The sequence below is a fragment of the Mycoplana dimorpha genome, assembly GCF_003046475.1.
In the GTDB taxonomy this organism is placed as follows: Bacteria; Pseudomonadota; Alphaproteobacteria; order Rhizobiales; family Rhizobiaceae; genus Mycoplana; species Mycoplana dimorpha.
This window is the reverse complement of sequence record NZ_PZZZ01000009.1, coordinates 50044-66621: the sequence shown is the minus strand read 5'-3', so window position 1 is coordinate 66621 and position 16578 is coordinate 50044. Positions and strand designations below refer to the sequence as shown.

Here is a 16578-nt window from a genome sequence, read left to right as displayed (position 1 = left end):
GCACTGTGGCGCTTTCTGCCGGGCTCTTGGGGCGTCGGCGGCGCGATTGTTGTCGCGCCGGTTTCCTACGATGTGCTCGCAGCGATCGATGTCGATATTGCCCACCGCGCCCCCAAGTCGGGGGGCTTGCTTGTCAGTCAGTCCCTCCGGCGGCCTTGTCCAGGAGCACGGGTCCGGCGAGTTCGAGGCGCACGCGGCCACGGCCCACGTGAAGCAGCTGCACCGGCGCGGCCTTTTCCTCAAGCCGCCGCCGCAGCAGGAGCAGCCGGGTCTCCAGGTTGTCCTTCACGTCCGGCAGGCGCAGTTCGTCCGCGAGCCGGATCTCGCGGTTGGAGAATTCGCTGCGTCCCTCGCGCAGATAAGTCCGGAGCAGGTAGATCAGCAGTCGGCCGGGAACGCCTTTGATCAGGTAATCGTTGTCGATGAAGATGCTGTCGTCATAGGCATAATGAACGACACGGATGGGCCCTCCCGGCTTGGTGGCACCGGTTGCGACGAGCGATGAGACGGGCTGCGCCTCGCCGCTCTCGTCCCCTGCGAGTGCAAGGGCTGCCGCCGCCTGCATGGCGATGATGGAGAGCGCCGCCTCGTCTTCGCGGGTGAAGGCCAGTCTTCTGCAACTTTCGAGAAAAAGAACGCCGCGCAGAGTTCCCTGCGCGATCATCGGCAGCGCGAGCTGGCTCATCGCATCCGGCATGCCCGGCAGCGAGATCGTGCGCGTGCGGTTTTCCTCCGCGGAGGAAGTTTGAACGGCCGAGCCGAAGCGCTGGACGCGGCTCATGTCGCTGATCCGGATCGGCCGCCGCTCCTGGGCCGCCATCCCGATCACGCCTTCGCCGATGACGACTTCGGAACCGATGCCGCTGCGCTCATAGCCGCGGGTGCCGATGGTCACGAGCCGGTCACTGTCGGGTTCCGTCAGCAGCAGCATGGCGTTACCGTACTGAAGGGTTTGTAGCCCCTCCAGCACGGAATCCACGACGGAATCGACATCGCTCGCCTGGCAAATCCCCCGGCTGACCGCGGCCATTGCTGCGAGTTGCGGCCCCGTCGTCGCAGGGGAGTATGCCTGAACAGTAGAGGGAGACGGAACGGCATTGAGCGCGCTGACCCGGTAGATGTCGACGCCGCGCAGCCGCATCACCTCGCCCATGCCGAGCTGCGCACTCGATGCGCGCAGCTGTACGGCCATCTCGTCAAAGAGCTCGCCGCTGTCGAGGGTCTGCTCGAAGCTCACGTCCAGCCGATATTGTTCGCCGTTCCGAGGATCGACGACGAGCACGGCGGCAGCAGGATTGGCGCGCACATTGGCGGCCGTCTTGGAGAAGAACTGATTGGAGAGCGCGATGCGCTCGTCGTCGACCAGCACCACATGCGACAGATAGGAGATGTTCGGGCTGCCGTCGGCCGCCGCAGTCGCGATGATCGAGGGAATGACGCCCTCGAAGCAGGCCGACAGATCGCGAAGCCGGATTGCCATCATTGCCGCTCGACCAGTTGGCCGGCCTTTGCGCCGGGGGTCTGCACGAAGATTTCGTCGACCGGGAGCCTGACTGCCACCAGATCCCGGTTCACGAACCAGGGCGTGACGATGCGGCCATCGAGGCCGAGTCCTTCAAGCGTCGCGGTGATTCTTTCGACATAGCGCGCGGCTGAGGACAGGTGTTCGGCTGTGGCCGGAAGAACTGCGGCGCGCCCCTTGACCTGGAAGGAGACATAGTCGGACGGCCGCGCGAAAGTCGCGGCGAGCCGGCCATTGGCCCGGACATTGGCCACGGTCGCCGGCCATTGCCACTCGGAAACCATCAGATCAATGCTGCCTTCGTCTTTTTGGACAAGCGCGCCGATAGCCCGCCCGATCGCCGGCTGCGATGCGTCATCGCTTGTGCCAAGAACGATCATCACGGGGCTGGTCATGAATACTGCGATATCGTGGTTGATCTGCATGGAATGTTCCCTCCAGCGCAGCATAGCCACTTAGCGATCTTTTAGGAATCGCCCACCGTCGGTTAGGAACCATTTAGGAAGCGCGGCAAGCAGATCGGCATAATGGGTGGGCTCCCCTAAACCGAGGAGCCGCAGATGACCGAATTCACCTCCCACACCATGCCGCCGAAAGCCGTTGCGATCATCGGCGCCGGACCCGCCGGCCTCGTCACGGCGCGCTGGCTTGTCGAACACGGGTTCGAGCCCGTCCTGTTCGAGGCGGCCGACCGCCCCGGCGGCCAATGGAATGCAGCTTCGCCGATGAGCGGCACATGGCGCGGCATGCGCACCAACACCAGCCGCGTCATGACGCGTTTTTCGGATCTCGATCATGCCGAGGGAACACCGGTCTATCCGAGCCGGGACGACATGCATGCCTATCTCATGCGCTATGCCGAAAAATTCGAACTGATGTCGCGGGTCCGCCTCAGCACGCGGGTCGAACAGCTTCAAAAAGCGCCGGAAGGTGGCTGGATCGTCCGCTCACGTCGCAGCGGTGAAGTCCAGACCGAGCGGTTCGCCCGCGTGGTCGTCGCCTCCGGCCGCTATGTCATGCCGGAGGTCCCCGAAATTGCCGGGCTCGACGGCTTCACCGGAACCCTCGGCGCCGCCCACGCCAGCCAGTATGACGGCGGCCAGGCCTATCGCGGCAAGGACGTGCTGATTGCCGGCTGCTCGATCAGCGCGCTCGAGATCGCATCCGATCTTGCCCTTTCGGGCGCACGCAGCGTCACCGTCTGCTACCGCCGCCAACGCTATGTGCTGCCCAAGCTCATGTCCGGCGTGCCGACGGACCATGTGATGTTCACGCGGGCGGCTGCATTGGCAGGCGAGATCCTGCCGCCGGAGGATCTCGCGGCCGGGCTGAAGGCAACGGTCCTGCGCGCGGCCGGATCACCCGACCAGTTCGGCGCGATGACGCCGGACGACAACATCTTTGCGGCCGGGATCACCCAGTCCCAGAACTTCCTTCCGCTCGTTGCGGAAGGCCGCATAGCGGTCCGCCCCTGGATCGAATCCGTCGCGGGGCGCTCCGTCCGCTTCGCCGACGGAGCCAAGGGGGACTTCGACGCGATCCTGTTCGGCACCGGATACCGGCTGTCGCTGCCCTTCCTGGCACCGGATGTAGCGGCGGAACTCGGCCTCGATCGCACCCATATCGATCTCAGCGATCACACCTTCCATCCGGATTTGGCAGGGCTCGCCTTCGCAGGTTTCTACGATCTGGTCGGTCCGTTCCTGCCCGTGCTGGAGCTTCAGGCCCGGTGGATCGCCTATAGCTGGGCGGGTATCGTTCCAGAACCGGACCGCGAGACCCTGGCCGCCGGCCTGGCCCGCAGCCGTGCAGGACGTGGCGGACCGCAGAGCCTGCCGATGCAGCATCTGGCGTTGCTCTTTGCGCGCAATACCGGGGTGGAACCCGATCTCGGTCGCTGGCCGGATCTGGAGCGGGCGCTGCTCTTCGGGCCGCTCTCAGCCGTCTCCTTCCGCCTGCAGGGGCCGGACAGCCTTGGCGATGCACCCGCGCTGACCGCGGCTGCGGCTGCTGCATTCGGCGCGATCCGTTCGCCTGAGATGACCGATGAGGAGCGCGGGTTGAAAAATCTGGTCACGACGGCCGCCCGGCCGCGCGCGGCCTGATCTGGCGAACATGGCGGGGGCGAGTTGCCGAAGAAGCGGCACTGCCCCTTGTATGTATTTTCAACTGACAATTCCGAGACGCTGCACTTGCAGCGGATGTCCGGCGCGAAGAGGTCGCGCCGGAACTTGGTAAATCAGATCAGCCAAACAGGGCCGCGGTCTTTTGCATCGTTATCCAGACGCCCCAAAGGATCGGGATACCTACGACCGCCCAGGCTGCGGCCGCCTTGGCATCGAGGCCGCCCTTGCCAATGCCGAAGGAGCCGGTCGGTCCCTGATGCGCCGTTGCGGCGGTCTTTGCCTGGAGCTTGGCGACTTCCTCGTCGGACATGTACCACTTGGAGTCGAGCGGCTTGACCATCGCATTGGCGATCACGCCGATCACCAGCATGCCCGCCAGGATATACATGGTGAAGTCATACACCTGTTCGCGCGGAATCCCGGCGGCGATCTGGAACTCGCGGATGTAGTTCACGACCACGGGGCCGAGGATGCCGGCGGTCGCCCAGGCGGTGAGCAGCCGTCCGTGGATCGCGCCGACGAACTGCGTCCCGAAGATGTCGGCGAGATAGGCGGGGATGGTGGCGAAACCGCCGCCATACATCGACAGGATGATGCAGAAGATCGCCACGAACAGGAGCTGGCTGCCCATGCCGGCGGCAGTCGGAGCGAGTGCATACAGCACGATGCCGAGCAGGAAGAACGTGTAGTAGGTGTTCTTCCGGCCGATCTTGTCCGACAGCGACGCCCAGAAGAACCGGCCGCCGATGTTGAACAGCGAAAGAAGACCGGCAAAGCCGGCGGCAATCGCCGCGATGGCGGCGCGCTGCGAGCCATCGAGTTCCGTGAAGCCGAGCTCCGGCAAGCCGATCAGGCGACCACCGAAGATTTCCTGCAGCATCGGCGAGGCCATGCCGATCACGCCGATCCCGGCGGACACGTTCATGCACAGGACGATCCAGACCAGCCAGAACTGCTTCGTCTTGTGGGCGTCGCGCAGGTGGACGTGGCGCGTCGTGATCATCGCCTGCTTGGACGTCGCGGGCGGCGTCCAGCCTTCCGGCCGCCAGCCAGCCGGCGGGATGCGGTAACCGAATGCGCCCCCCATCATGAAGACGAGATAGATCGCAGCCATGACCAGGAACGTCTGCCAGACGCCGACGGAAGTTTCGCTCTGGAAGTGGTTCATCAACAAGTCGGCGAGCGGCGCTCCGATCATCGCACCGCCACCAAAACCCATGATCGCCATGCCGGTCGCCATGCCGCGCCGGTCCGGGAACCACTTGATCAGCGTGGAGACCGGCGAGATGTATCCAAGCCCGAGACCGACGCCGCCGATGACGCCGGCACCGACCCACATCAGCCAGAGCTGGTGGGTCATGATGCCGATGGCTGCAAGGACCATGCCGCCGCACCAGCAAAGAGCGGAAACGAAGCCGGCCTTGCGCGGCCCGACCTTCTCGAGCCAGCCGCCCCAGATGGCTGCCGAACAGCCGAGCAGGACGAAGAACAAGGTGTAAATCCAGCCGAGATCGGAAACGCGCCAGTCACAGCTCGTGGTGAAGAGCGCGCTCATCAGGCTCATATCGGCGCAGGTCACCGGCTGGTCGATGCCGATTGCGCGCGACAGCGGTAGCCAGAACACGCTGAACCCGTAAGCCATGCCGATGCAGAGATGGATGCCCAGCGCTGCCGGTGGAACCAGCCAGCGGTTGAAGCCCGGCTTGGCAACAATCCTCTCCTTGTCGAGAAGGCCGCCGTACGGGCCGGCCCCTCCGGTGAATGTTTCTGTAGTTGTAGACATTAATCTCCTCCGGCCCGCGACAGGCATCCGCTGGCGGGACCCTTCTGATGAGTGGTGATTGTTTGCCTGGCGTCCCATCCTCCGTGGGCGCCGGCCGTACTACGGCGTGACCATTCGACTTGTTCGCTCCTCCGCCTGGTTCACACACCCCATCCAAGCAACTGGCGTGCCAAGCGCATAAAGCGTGCAGAACCAAACGGTTACCAAATGGAAAAAATCTTCTTCGGACATTTTGTCCGCACTTGGCGGACAAAATGTCCGGGGCTCAATCGGCTTCCGGCAACCAGATGGTGAAGGTGGTTCCCTTTCCAGTAGCGCTTTCAACGGACATGGCGCCGCCCTGCCGGCTGATCAGTGTCTGGCTGATCGACAACCCGAGACCGGTCCCATCCCTCCGCTTCGTCGTGAAGAATGGATCGAAGACTTTTTGCAGCAGCTCTTCGCTCATGCCGATGCCGTTATCTGCAACCACGAGCGCGATGCCTTGTCGGCCTTCACGATCCTCATCGCGTGTCCGGAGCGTCAGGGTGCCGCCCTCCGGCATGGCATGGATGGCGTTCACGACCAGATTGACAAGCACCTGCTGTAGCTCCGTCCGGTTCATCAGGAGCAACCGGCTGGTGCCCGCTTCGCGAACCACCGTGATGCGTGTCTTGTTCAACAGGTGCTGGACCAGCGGCAGGCTGTCGGAGATGACGTCTTCGGGGGCGTGGCGCTCCATGTAGCCGGCATATTCTTCCGGCCGGGCAAATTGCAGCAGCTTGGTCACGATCTGGCTGATGCGGTGGATCTGTTCGTCGAGCAGCCGGAACTCCGTCCGCACCTCGTCGGCCCGCTCGCCCATCACCGAGCGGACAATTTCAAGGTTGCCCTGCATCACCGCAATGGGATTGTTGATTTCATGGGCGACGCCGGCGGTTATCTCCCCGATTGCCGCCAGCTTTTCCGACATGATGAGCTGCTTGGTCGTGGCCTCCAGACGGTTATTGGCCAGCTGAAGCTCGCGCGTGCGTTCCTCGACACGGGTATTGAGCTCCTCGTTCCACGCACGCAGCTGGCCGTCCCGTTCCTGCAACTGGTCGAGCAGGTGATCGAGATGCACCGCCACGCGTCCGATTTCGTCATTTGCTGGTCGGACCTTGGTGCGCGCGCCAAGGTCGCCATCCTCGACGCGGGCAATGGTGCGGGCCATGCGCTCGAGAGGCAGAAAGATCGAGCCGGCCCAGCGCAGGAACAGGGGCACTGTCGCGGCCGCGACGACCAGGAAGGCGAACAGGATCGTCAGGAGGCTTTCGCGCTTGGCCTGAGTGAACGGCGCTTCCAGGAAGCCGACATACAGCATGCCGACCCGCTTGCCGTAGCTGTCGACGACGGGTTCATAAGCCGAAATGTACCAGTCGTTGACGACGAATGCGCTGTCGAGCCAGGTCTTGCCTTTGTCCAGCACTGCCGAGCGGACAATAGCCGAGACACGGGTGCCGAGCGCACGGCGGCCCTCGAACAGGCGGACATTCGTGCTGATGCGGACGTCCTCGACGAAAAGCGTCGCCGTTCCCTGACTTCCCTCGGGAAGGCTGGCTTTGCGGTAGACAAGGTCGTTGATCGTGTCGATGAACTCGAGATTCTGATTGAGAAGGATGCCTCCAATCAGCGCGCCGACCGTGCCGTCGGGGAGCGTCGCCGCATAGGCTGAATGCACCACCATGCCGCGCGCCTCGGTGCTCTTGTCGGTGGGAACGGCATTCGGCGTGGGGACAAGCTCGATGCGGGCCCGATCTGCAAGCTCAGGCGCAATTGCGGAGAGGTCGCGTTCCTCGAATATGTCGATGGCGGTCTTGCCGGCGCCTGCCAGGGCCTCGCGAACGATCGGCCAGTCGAGCCGCACGGTCTGTGTTTGCAACGGACGCGCGGAGGCGAGGACGTTGCCGCGCTGGTCGACCAGGTAGAGGAAATCGAACGAAAGGTCTCGCCGCTTCTGGTCGAGAAGGGAATTCAGCGCAGCAAAGGGCTGTTCGCCTTGTCCGATGACGTCCCTGAAGCGCGCCGACCCAGCAAGCGCACCGATCTGTTCGCCCGTGTTTTCCAGAATGCGTGCCAGATACTGGTGCGCGATGGTGAGGTCGCCGTTCACCTTGGAGATCAGCGTTGCGTCGAACTTGCTGTTCCAGCGGAGGACGGTAACGCCAAGCAACAATGGCAGAAGCACAAGCGTCGGCAAAAGGGCGATCGCCAGCAGGCGAAACCGGACCGAACGTCCCGCCTGCCGCTCTGGATGTGGCGCATGCACTGGCTTTTCAGGCATTCCACACCGCGCATTTGCGGTCGATCGTCTTGCGCGACACGCCCAGACGCCGCGCTGCTTCCTCGCGGTTGCCGCCGACCTCCCGCAAGACGGCGAGGATGTGGCGGCGCTCCATCTCGGCGAGGCTTTCCGCTTCCGGCCTGTCCTGCGCGGGGGTCAATCCATCATATGCAAGCTGCTCATAGGGGAACCGCCCGAGGATCAGCGTGCGTTCGATGAGGTTGCGCAGTTCGCGCACGTTTCCGGGCCAGGGATAACGGGCCATCGCTTCGCGCGCGGCATCATCGAGCGGAACTTTTGGGACCCCCAACTGCTGCGACAGCTTCGTCATGAACAGCGCCGCGAGATCCTGCGCGTCGTTGCCGCGCTCCTTCAGCGGCGGGAGATGAATCTGGAGCACGTTGATGCGGAAGTAGAGATCGGCCCTGAAGCGGTTCGCCTGGACCTCCTGGGCAAGATCGGCGTTCGTCGCAAATATGAACCGTAAATCCACCGGTACCTCGCGTTCGGCTCCGACCGGGCGGACACGTCGATCCTCCAACACCCGCAGCAGCTTGCTTTGCAGCGAAAGCGGCAGTTCGCCGATCTCGTCGAGAAACAGGGTGCCGCCGTGCGCATGCATGAAGAGGCCCTCACGGGCGCTTCCGGCGTTGGTGAAAGCGCCCTTCAGGTGGCCGAACAGTTCACTTTCGATCATGTCAGGTGGAATGGCAGCGCAATTGACCGGCACGAAAGGCTTGTCCGCGCGGTCGGAAAGGGAGTGCAGCGTGCGCGCCGCGACCTCCTTGCCGGTCCCGGATTCGCCCGTCAAAAGAACGGTTGTAGGCAGCGGCGCGACCCGGGCAATGGTTTCGCGGACCCGCTGGATCGGCTCGGACTCACCGATGAGCCGGTCCCGCAGCAGCATATGATCGGAGGCGGCCCGCAACTCGTAGCGCAGCACGTTGTTCTCGCGCTGCAGGCGCAGGCGGTCGAGGCACCGTGCAACAGCATTGATGATCTGGTTGGAGCGGAACGGCTTCAGCACGAAGTCGGCCGCGCCGGCGCGAAGCGCCTGGATCGCGGTCTCGAGGTCGGCAAAGGCCGTCATCAGGATCGCTTCGGCGAAGAAACCGATCGCCCGCTGCTCGGCAAGCCAGTCGACGCCATTTCGCCCCGGCATGATGTTGTCGAGGATGACGACGTCGAAATGCTGCTGATCGAGCTTGCGGGTCGCCTCTTCGGTGTCGGCCGCTTCCTCGATCCGCTTGCAGCGGGGCCCGAGGGTGCGAACCAGGAAGTTGCGCATACCGGGCTCGTCATCGACGACCAGCACCGATGCATGCGCAAGCCACGGTCCAAATTCCGGATCCCGGCTCGAACGGTCGATACTGCGGATTGTCGATGCTGACATTCTTTCCCCCAATGCTCCCAGGCGGCCGAACCTAGCCGAACCGGCCGAAGATGCAAAAGGGAGGTTGTTGATTGTTGCAAGGCTCACCAGCGGACCGGCGGGTTGGTGATGGCCGTCCCGGTCATTGACGGTGTCACGGCAGATTGGCCGGGGCTTCCCTGCGCCTGGGCTATTGTCGCCAAACTGTCATCGAACTGGGCTAGCTGAGGGCCACTGTAATGTGAGACCGATCTGCCATGAACACAATCGCCCTCGGGGGACTTGGTCCTTGCCACTGCCAATTGCGGCTCTTGCTCGCAGCCCAGACGGGTTGAGCAGCCTGCCATGACGAACAACACCGACAATCTCGGCCACAATTTCCGTGGCCCCGTTTCGACCGTCATTTTCGACTGGGCAGGCACGGTTCTCGACTTCGGGTGCATTGCACCGGTAGCGGCGTTCTGCGCGGCCTTCGCCGAGGAGGGCGTGCCCATCTCGGAGGCCGAGGCGCGCGAGCCGATGGGTGCCGCCAAGCGCGAACACCTCGAGATGATCCTCGCCCAGCCCGCCGTCGCCGAGCGCTGGCAGGCGCACAAGGGCAGCGTGTGCACGCAAGCCGACGTCGACCGGCTCTACGCGGCGTTCCTGCGCATCGATGAGGTGCAGTGCGAACGCTACAGTGCGCTTATTCCGGGGGCGCTCGAGACCATCGCCGCTCTTCGCAGCCGCGACATCGCCATCGGCAGCACCACGGGCTATCCCCGCAGCGTGATGGACGGCCTGATGCCGCTCGCCAAGGCGCAGGGCTATGAGCCTGACCATTGTGTCACGGTGAGCGATGTCAAACGCGGCCGGCCGTATCCGGATATGGTTCTGGACAATGCCATAGCACTTGGGGCGTCGGATGTCCGCGCTTGCGTCGTGGTGGACGACAGCCCCACGGGTCTGGTTTCGGCCCGGGCTGCCGGCATGTGGGCGATCGGGATCATCGCCAGCGGCAATGAGATCGGCCTTTCGCTTGCCGAGTGGCAGGCGTTGGACGAGAAGGCCCAGGACGGGCACCGGCAGCGGGCACGGCGCGCACTGCTGGAGGCCGGCGCCCACTACACGATCGACACCATTGCCGATCTTCTGCCGGTGATCGAAGCCATCAACGGCCGCTTGCAGGCCGGAGAGAAGCCGTAAGACGCTGATGGAAGATGACGAGGACTGCCGCGTAGGTTAGCGCTCGAACCAGCACCAGCCCCTCTTCCTGAGAGCCCGACAGAGGCACGCCCGAGCACCCTGCCACTGCAGCGGGGCATCGGTCGGCACTTGATGCATTCGAGCGATGCGGCGTCGACCTTCGTCAGTGTCAGCTCCGTGAACGGCTTTGACCGGATCGGCTGGCAGATGCATGCGGCCGCGATGGAGCCAACGGTCACATGGCAAAAACCTGACGGCGGGCAGCAGCATCGACCTCCATCGGCGTTGAGGCAGTTACTAATCGTTAATTCTTTTTCGCTGCATGCGCCGCTTCGCATCGGTAATCCGAGGCGCCCGGCCGTTGACGCCGGAGCGCTCCAACCGCCTGCCTTGCAGCGCCTTCCGCGACCCTACGATCTCGCATTCAGCGTCCGCCCGCGCACCTAGTCTCTAACCTCCAGCCCCGGGCAAAGTCGCGCCGTTAACGGTTTGTTAACCACGAAGCACCTAATCCTTGACAACCAAATCTTAACGCAGATGACCAAAGTGCTAACAGACACCCGATCCATCCGTATCAAGGGCCGTTCCTTCCTGGCGCTGGTGCTGTCGCCCGAGCAGCCGATCGACGACTGGCTCCTGCGGCTCGACGATCTTGCGAAGCGTTCGGCCGGCTTCTTCCTGGAGCGGCCGGTCGTCCTCGACGTCGCCGACCTGGAGATCGACCGAAAGCAGCTGCGGCACCTGATTGACGAGCTTGCGAACCGCAACGTCCGGATCATGGGCATCGAGGGTGGGCGCCCGTCGTTGTTCGAGCCCGGCATGCCACCGGCAATGAAGGGTGGCCGCCCGGCTTCGGACGTCGAGATGCCGTCGCCCGACGCCTCCGGCGCACCCGCCGGCGGCGGCGACAGCACTGCTGCATCGGCAAAGGCCGAGGTGCCGACGGTCAGGGCCGTCCCCTCGATCGTCATCCGCGAGCCGGTGCGCTCGGGCCAGTCGGTGATCTTCCCGGAAGGCGACGTCACCGTCGTCGGCTCGGTCGCCTCGGGGGCGGAAATCATCGCCGGCGGCTCGGTGCACATCTATGGAACGCTGCGGGGGCGGGCTCTGGCCGGCTCGGTCGGCAACGCCGCGGCGCGGATCTTCTGCCGCAAGCTCGAGGCGGAACTGCTGGCCATCGACGGGGTCTACAAGACTGCTGACGACATGGCGCCCAACCTTCGCGGACAGGCCGTCCAGCTCTGGCTCGAAGGCGATTCAATCATGGCAGAGAGACTGATGTGAGCAAGCGGGCCGGTCAGGACAAGGAGAGCGAGATGGCGAAAGTAATCGTGGTAACATCGGGCAAGGGCGGCGTCGGCAAGACGACCTCGACGGCCGCCCTCGGCGCCGCGCTGGCGCAGCGCAACGAGAAGACGGTCGTCGTCGACTTCGACGTCGGGCTGCGCAACCTTGACCTCGTCATGGGCGCCGAGCGCCGGGTCGTCTACGACATCGTCAATGTCATCCAGGGCGACGCCAAGCTGCCGCAGGCGCTGATCCGCGACAAGCGGCTCGAAACGCTGTTTCTCTTGCCGGCCTCCCAGACCCGCGACAAGGACGCCTTGACCCCGGAGGGTGTCGAGCGGGTGATGGCGGACCTGAAGCGCCATTTCGACTGGATCATCTGCGACAGCCCCGCTGGCATCGAGCGCGGCGCGACGCTCGCCATGCGCCATGCCGACGTCGCCGTGATCGTCACCAACCCGGAAGTCTCCTCGGTGCGCGATTCCGATCGGATCATCGGTCTGCTCGATTCCAAGACGGCCAGGGCCGAGATCGGCGAGCGGATCGAAAAGCACCTGCTCCTGACCCGCTATGATGCCCAGCGCGCCGAGCGCGGCGACATGCTGAAGGTAGACGACGTGCTGGAGATCCTGTCGATCCCGCTGCTCGGCATCGTGCCGGAAAGCTCGGACGTGCTGCGTGCCTCCAACCTCGGCTCCCCGGTTACGCTCGCCGATGCCCGCAGCGCCCCGGCGCTCGCCTATCTCGATGCCGCCCGTCGGCTCGCCGGCGAGACCGTGCCGATCACCATTCCGAACGAGAAGCGCGGAATTCTGGGCAAGATTTTTGGACGGAGGGCAGCATGAGCATATTCCGTTTCTTCAACAAGCAGAGCTCGGCGCCGCTGGCGCGCGAGCGCCTGCAGATCCTGCTCGCCCATGAGCGCGCCACCGTCGGCGGCCAGTCGGACCTGGTGGCGAAACTGCGCGAGGAGATCCTCGCCGTCATCGCCAAGCATGTGCAGATCGACAGCGACAAGGTCGTCGTCAAGATGGATCGCGGCGAGAACGTTTCCACCCTCGAGGTCGACATCGAGATCCCGCTCGACGCCAACGTCAAGGCGGCCTGAATTTCGCCGAAGAACTGCGGGCGCCCTCCGGGGCGCCTTTTTCGTTGGTGCGCCCCGGGCTCTGCGCTGGTAGAGCGCTTGGCGGCGGGGGGCGCCAACACCGTGCCGGTGGCTCTCGCCTGCCTCTGCTTTCCGGTTACCATGAGCTGCCGCATCCGCGCGTAACCAACCGTCTCGCTATGCTGCCGCCCGATCGGCCTCGCGTAGCATCTCGATGATGGCGGAGAAATCGCGGTTGCCGTTGCCCTCCGCCTCGAAGTTCTTGTAGAGCGCCGTCGCGGCGGCGCCGAGCGGCGTTGCGATCCCGCTTGCCGACGCAGCCTCCTGCGAGAGGAGCAGGTCCTTCAGCATCAGCGCCGCGGCGAAGCCCGGCTTGTAGCCGTTGTTGGCGGGCGAGGTGGGGACAGGTCCCGGAACCGGGCAATAGCTCGAGATCGACCAGCACTGGCCGGACGAGGTGGAGGCGACGTCGAACAGCGCCTGGTGCGACAGGCCGAGCTTTTCGCCGAGCGCGAAGGCTTCGCAGACGGCGACCATCGAAATGCCGAGGATCATGTTGTTGCAGAGCTTCGCCGCCTGGCCGGCGCCGGCGGCGCCGCAGTGGACGATCTTCCTGCCCATTGCCTCCAGTAGCGGCCTTGCCCTGGCGAACGCCGCCTCACTGCCGCCGGCCATGAAGGTCAGCGTGCCTGCCGCAGCTCCCCCCGTGCCACCGGAGACCGGCGCATCAAGCGCCGCGCAGCCTGCATCTACCGCCATTGCATGGGCCTTTCGGGCGCTTTCGACGTCGATCGTCGAGCAGTCGATGAGGAGCGTGCCGGGCTTCACCAGGCCGACGAGCTCCCGCCAGACGGCGACGACGTGCTCGCCCTTCGGCAGCATGGTGACGACCGCTTCGGCGTCCTTTACCGCCGCGGCAAGGCTGGCTGCACGGCCCACTCCGGCATCGGCAGCAGCCGCGAGGGAGGGCTCGGAGAGATCGAAACCGGCAACCCGATGTCCCGCCTTGACGAGGTTCGCGGCCATGGGACCGCCCATGTTGCCGAGGCCGATGAATGCGATGCGGGTCATGCGGTTTTCCTTACTGGCGATGATGGCAGCGACGGGCCGCCGCCTTGAAGATGGTACCCCGGGGCGGCAGCCCTGCGGGAAGCAGCCACCGGGAACGGCGGCATGGGCAGGCGAGCCGGATCAGCGGGCGTCCGACAGGATCATCGAGGCAGCTTTCTCCGCGATCATGATCGTCGGTGAATTGGTGTTGCCGGAAGTGATGCGCGGCATGACCGAAGCGTCGGCGATGCGCAGCTTCCCAAGAGCTCGCATCCGCAGCTGCGGGTCGACGACGCTCTCCGGATCGGCGCCCATGCGGCAGGTGCCGGTGGGATGGAAGATCGTCGTGCCGATGTCGCCTGCGGCCCGCTCGAGATCGGCATCGGTCTCGAAGGCAGGGCCGGGCTTGTATTCCACCGGCTTGAACCGGGCAAAGGAGGGCTGCTGCACGATGCGGCGGGTCAGCCGGATCGCATTGACCGCAACGTCGCGATCGCCCTGCTCGCTCAGATAGTTCGGGCGGATCATCGGCTGCATGGCGAAGTCGGGGCCTTTCACATGCACGGAGCCGCGGCTGTCCGGCCGCAGGTTGCAGACGCTGGCCGTGATCGCCGGAAAAGGATGCACGCTGTCGCCGAACTTCTCCAGGGACACCGGCTGGATATGATACTGCAGGTCCGGCGTCTCCTTGTCGGGGCCGGAGCGGGTGAAGATGCCGAGCTGGCTCGGCGCCATCGACATCGGCCCCGAGCGCTTCAGAAGATACTCGAGCCCGATCGAGGCCTTTCCGAGGAGGGTGCTCGCCTTCTCGTTCAGCGTCGGAACACCAGATACTTTGTAGATGAGGCGCAGTTGCAGATGGTCTTGCAGGTTCTCGCCGACGCCGTTCACCTCCTTGACGACTTCGATTCCGGCTTGCTGCAGGACGTCGCCGCGGCCGATGCCGGACAGTTCGAGCAGGTGAGGGGAGCCGATTGCGCCGGCGCTGAGCACGGTCTCGCGGGCCGCATAGGCCTTCTTCGCCACACCGTCGTGCTGGAATTCGACACCCTTTACTTCGCCGTTCTCGATCAACAGCCTCCGGGCCTGGGCCTTGGTGAGCACGGTGAGGTTCGGACGCTTGCGCGCCGGCCGCAGAAACGCCTTCGAGGCGTTCCAGCGGATGCCGGAGCGCTGGTTGACGTCGAAATAGCCGGACCCCTCGTTGTTCCCGCAATTGAAGTCTTCGGTGCGCGGTATGCCGGCTTCGCTGGCCGCCTGCTGAAAGGCATCCAGCACGGCCCAGCGCACGCGCGCCTTCTCTACCCGCCACTCGCCGCCCGCGCCGTGCATGTCCCCGGCGCCTTTGTAGAAATCTTCGCACTTCTTGAAGAAGGGCAGCACGTCGTCCCATCCCCAGCCGGTACAGCCGAGCTGGCGCCACAGGTCGTAGTCGCGGGCCTGGCCGCGCATGTAGATCATGCCGTTGATCGAAGAGCAGCCCCCGAGCACCTTGCCGCGCGGATAGTTGAGCGCCCGGCCGTTGAGGCCGGCCTCCTTCTCGGTGGTGAAGCACCAGTCGGTGCGCGGATTGCTGATGCAGTAGAGATAGCCGACCGGAATGTGGACCCAGTGGTAGTTGTCGCTGCCGCCGGCTTCCAGGAGAAGAACCCGGTTGTTGCGATCGGCAGAAAGCCGGTTTGCCAGGACGCAGCCGGCGCTGCCGGCACCGATGACGATATAGTCGAACTGATCCATCTCGAACTCCGTGCGAGACCCTTCCTGCGCGCCGGCCGCGCTGCAGGACGGTTTCACCATTTCTTCAGTATTGAGCCGCCGGCCGGATTGAAGGCCGGTTCGGCATGCAGATCACCCTGGAAACCGTTTCAGGCCGGTCCCTCCAGCCCTAGAACCCGAGCTTCTTTCCAAGCCGCGAGGCATAGAACTCGCCGACGATGCCACGGCGGAACAGCAGAACGCAGGCCATGAAGACGATGCCGGTGATGATCGTGACCGGGAAGTCGGAGGTCGCCAGGTAGTTTTGCAGCGTCACCACCAGTCCGGCGCCGACCATCGGGCCGATCAGCGTGCCAATGCCGCCGAGCAGCGTCATCAGGATGACCTCGCCCGACATGTGCCAGCCGACATCGGTGAGCGTGGCGAACTGGAAGACCAGGGCCTTGACGCTGCCGGCAAGGCCCGTCAGGGCCGCCGACATCACGAAAGCGCCGAGCTTGTAGTTGCCGACCGAATAGCCGAGCGAGATGGCGCGGGCCTCGTTCTCGCGGATCGACTTCAGGATCATGCCGAAGGGCGAGTTGATGAAGCGCCAGATGATCGCGATGCCGATCACGAAGAGGGCCAGCACGAAGTAGTACATGTTGCTCGGGTCGTTCAGGTCGATCAGGCCGAACAGGTGGCCGCGCGGCACCGACTGGATGCCGTCCTCGCCATGGGTGAACGCCGCCTGCAGGCAGAAGAAATAGAACATCTGCCCGAGCGCCAGCGTGATCATGGCGAAATAGATGCCCTGCCGACGGATGGCGAAGAACCCGACCACCAGGCCCAGAAACGCAGCGCCGGCAACGCCGATCAGCACGCCGATCTCGGGGGTGACGCCCCATTCCTTCATCACGTGGGCCGTGAAATAGGCCGCCCCGCCGAAGAAGGTGGCGTGGCCGAAGGAGAGTAGCCCCGTGTAGCCGAGCAGAAGGTTGAAGGCGCAGGCAAACAGGGCGAAGCACAAAAGCTTCATCAGGAAGATCGGGTAGAGGAACATCGGCGCCACGAGCAGGCCGCCGACGGCCACCACCAGGATCGCGGTCTGCACCGTGGAGGCGCCTTTTTTCGTATTCATATTCTCG

The 16578-nt window shown here is 64.5% G+C and carries 13 protein-coding genes; 5 read left to right on the top strand and 8 right to left on the bottom strand.

What is annotated here, in order from left to right:
* Positions 1 to 133: 133 nt before the first annotated feature.
* Positions 134 to 1480 carry a GAF domain-containing protein gene (locus C7449_RS19195; RefSeq protein WP_108004527.1) on the bottom strand — a complete coding sequence of 449 codons (1347 nt, stop codon included), beginning with the start codon at positions 1478 to 1480 and terminating at the stop codon, positions 134 to 136.
* The gene (locus tag C7449_RS19190) at positions 1480 to 1947 is read right to left on the bottom strand and encodes a hypothetical protein (RefSeq protein WP_108004526.1); all 468 of its coding nucleotides are present in this window, start codon (positions 1945 to 1947) and stop codon (positions 1480 to 1482) included. Before C7449_RS19190 ends, C7449_RS19195 begins: the two co-directional genes overlap by 1 nt.
* Before the next feature lie 135 nt (positions 1948 to 2082).
* Here C7449_RS19190 and C7449_RS19185 point away from each other — a divergent pair, with 135 nt between their 5' ends.
* Positions 2083 to 3627 carry a flavin-containing monooxygenase gene (locus C7449_RS19185; RefSeq protein ID WP_108004525.1) on the top strand — a complete coding sequence of 515 codons (1545 nt, stop codon included), beginning with the start codon at positions 2083 to 2085 and terminating at the stop codon, positions 3625 to 3627.
* 139 nt (positions 3628 to 3766) lie between these two features.
* Here the strand turns inward: C7449_RS19185 and C7449_RS19180 are convergent, their stop codons facing one another.
* From C7449_RS19180 to C7449_RS19170, 3 genes are all read right to left on the bottom strand, one after another.
* A complete protein-coding gene (locus C7449_RS19180; protein WP_108004524.1) occupies positions 3767 to 5431 on the bottom strand; it encodes an OFA family MFS transporter in 1665 nt (554 codons plus the stop codon).
* Positions 5432 to 5696: 265 nt separating this feature from the next.
* Entirely contained in the window at positions 5697 to 7733 is a 2037-nt protein-coding gene (locus C7449_RS19175) for a sensor histidine kinase (RefSeq protein ID WP_108004523.1), read from the bottom strand.
* Positions 7726 to 9126, bottom strand: coding sequence for a sigma-54-dependent transcriptional regulator (locus C7449_RS19170; RefSeq protein WP_108004522.1), 1401 nt, complete (start codon positions 9124 to 9126; stop codon positions 7726 to 7728). Before C7449_RS19170 ends, C7449_RS19175 begins: the two co-directional genes overlap by 8 nt.
* A 324-nt stretch (positions 9127 to 9450) precedes the next feature.
* Here C7449_RS19170 and phnX point away from each other — a divergent pair, with 324 nt between their 5' ends.
* The 4 genes from phnX (at position 9451) to minE (ending at position 12685) form a co-directional block, all read left to right on the top strand.
* Positions 9451 to 10290, top strand: coding sequence for a phosphonoacetaldehyde hydrolase (gene phnX / locus C7449_RS19165; protein WP_108004521.1), 840 nt, complete (start codon positions 9451 to 9453; stop codon positions 10288 to 10290).
* Between the two features lie 537 nt (positions 10291 to 10827).
* Positions 10828 to 11574, top strand: a complete 747-nt coding sequence (gene minC / locus C7449_RS19160; RefSeq protein WP_108004520.1) for a septum site-determining protein MinC — start codon at positions 10828 to 10830, stop codon at positions 11572 to 11574.
* 32 nt (positions 11575 to 11606) lie between these two features.
* Positions 11607 to 12422 (top strand): septum site-determining protein MinD, encoded by an 816-nt coding sequence (gene minD / locus C7449_RS19155; protein WP_108004603.1) that lies wholly within the window; start codon positions 11607 to 11609, stop codon positions 12420 to 12422.
* Positions 12419 to 12685: a cell division topological specificity factor MinE gene (gene minE / locus C7449_RS19150; RefSeq protein WP_108004519.1), complete on the top strand. Its 267-nt coding sequence runs from the start codon at positions 12419 to 12421 to the stop codon at positions 12683 to 12685. The genes minD and minE overlap by 4 nt, the downstream gene beginning before the upstream one ends.
* A gap of 177 nt (positions 12686 to 12862) precedes the next feature.
* Here minE and mmsB read toward each other — a convergent pair whose 3' ends face one another.
* The 3 genes from mmsB to C7449_RS19135 all read right to left on the bottom strand — a co-directional run bounded on the left by mmsB (position 12863) and on the right by C7449_RS19135 (position 16571).
* Positions 12863 to 13756, bottom strand: coding sequence for a 3-hydroxyisobutyrate dehydrogenase (mmsB, locus tag C7449_RS19145; RefSeq protein ID WP_108004518.1), 894 nt, complete (start codon positions 13754 to 13756; stop codon positions 12863 to 12865).
* Between the two features lie 120 nt (positions 13757 to 13876).
* Complete coding sequence (locus tag C7449_RS19140; protein ID WP_108004602.1) at positions 13877 to 15472, bottom strand: GMC family oxidoreductase; 1596 nt, start codon at positions 15470 to 15472, stop codon at positions 13877 to 13879.
* 148 nt (positions 15473 to 15620) lie between these two features.
* Positions 15621 to 16571: a branched-chain amino acid ABC transporter permease gene (locus tag C7449_RS19135; RefSeq protein ID WP_374828311.1), complete on the bottom strand. Its 951-nt coding sequence runs from the start codon at positions 16569 to 16571 to the stop codon at positions 15621 to 15623.
* Positions 16572 to 16578 lie beyond the last annotated feature (7 nt).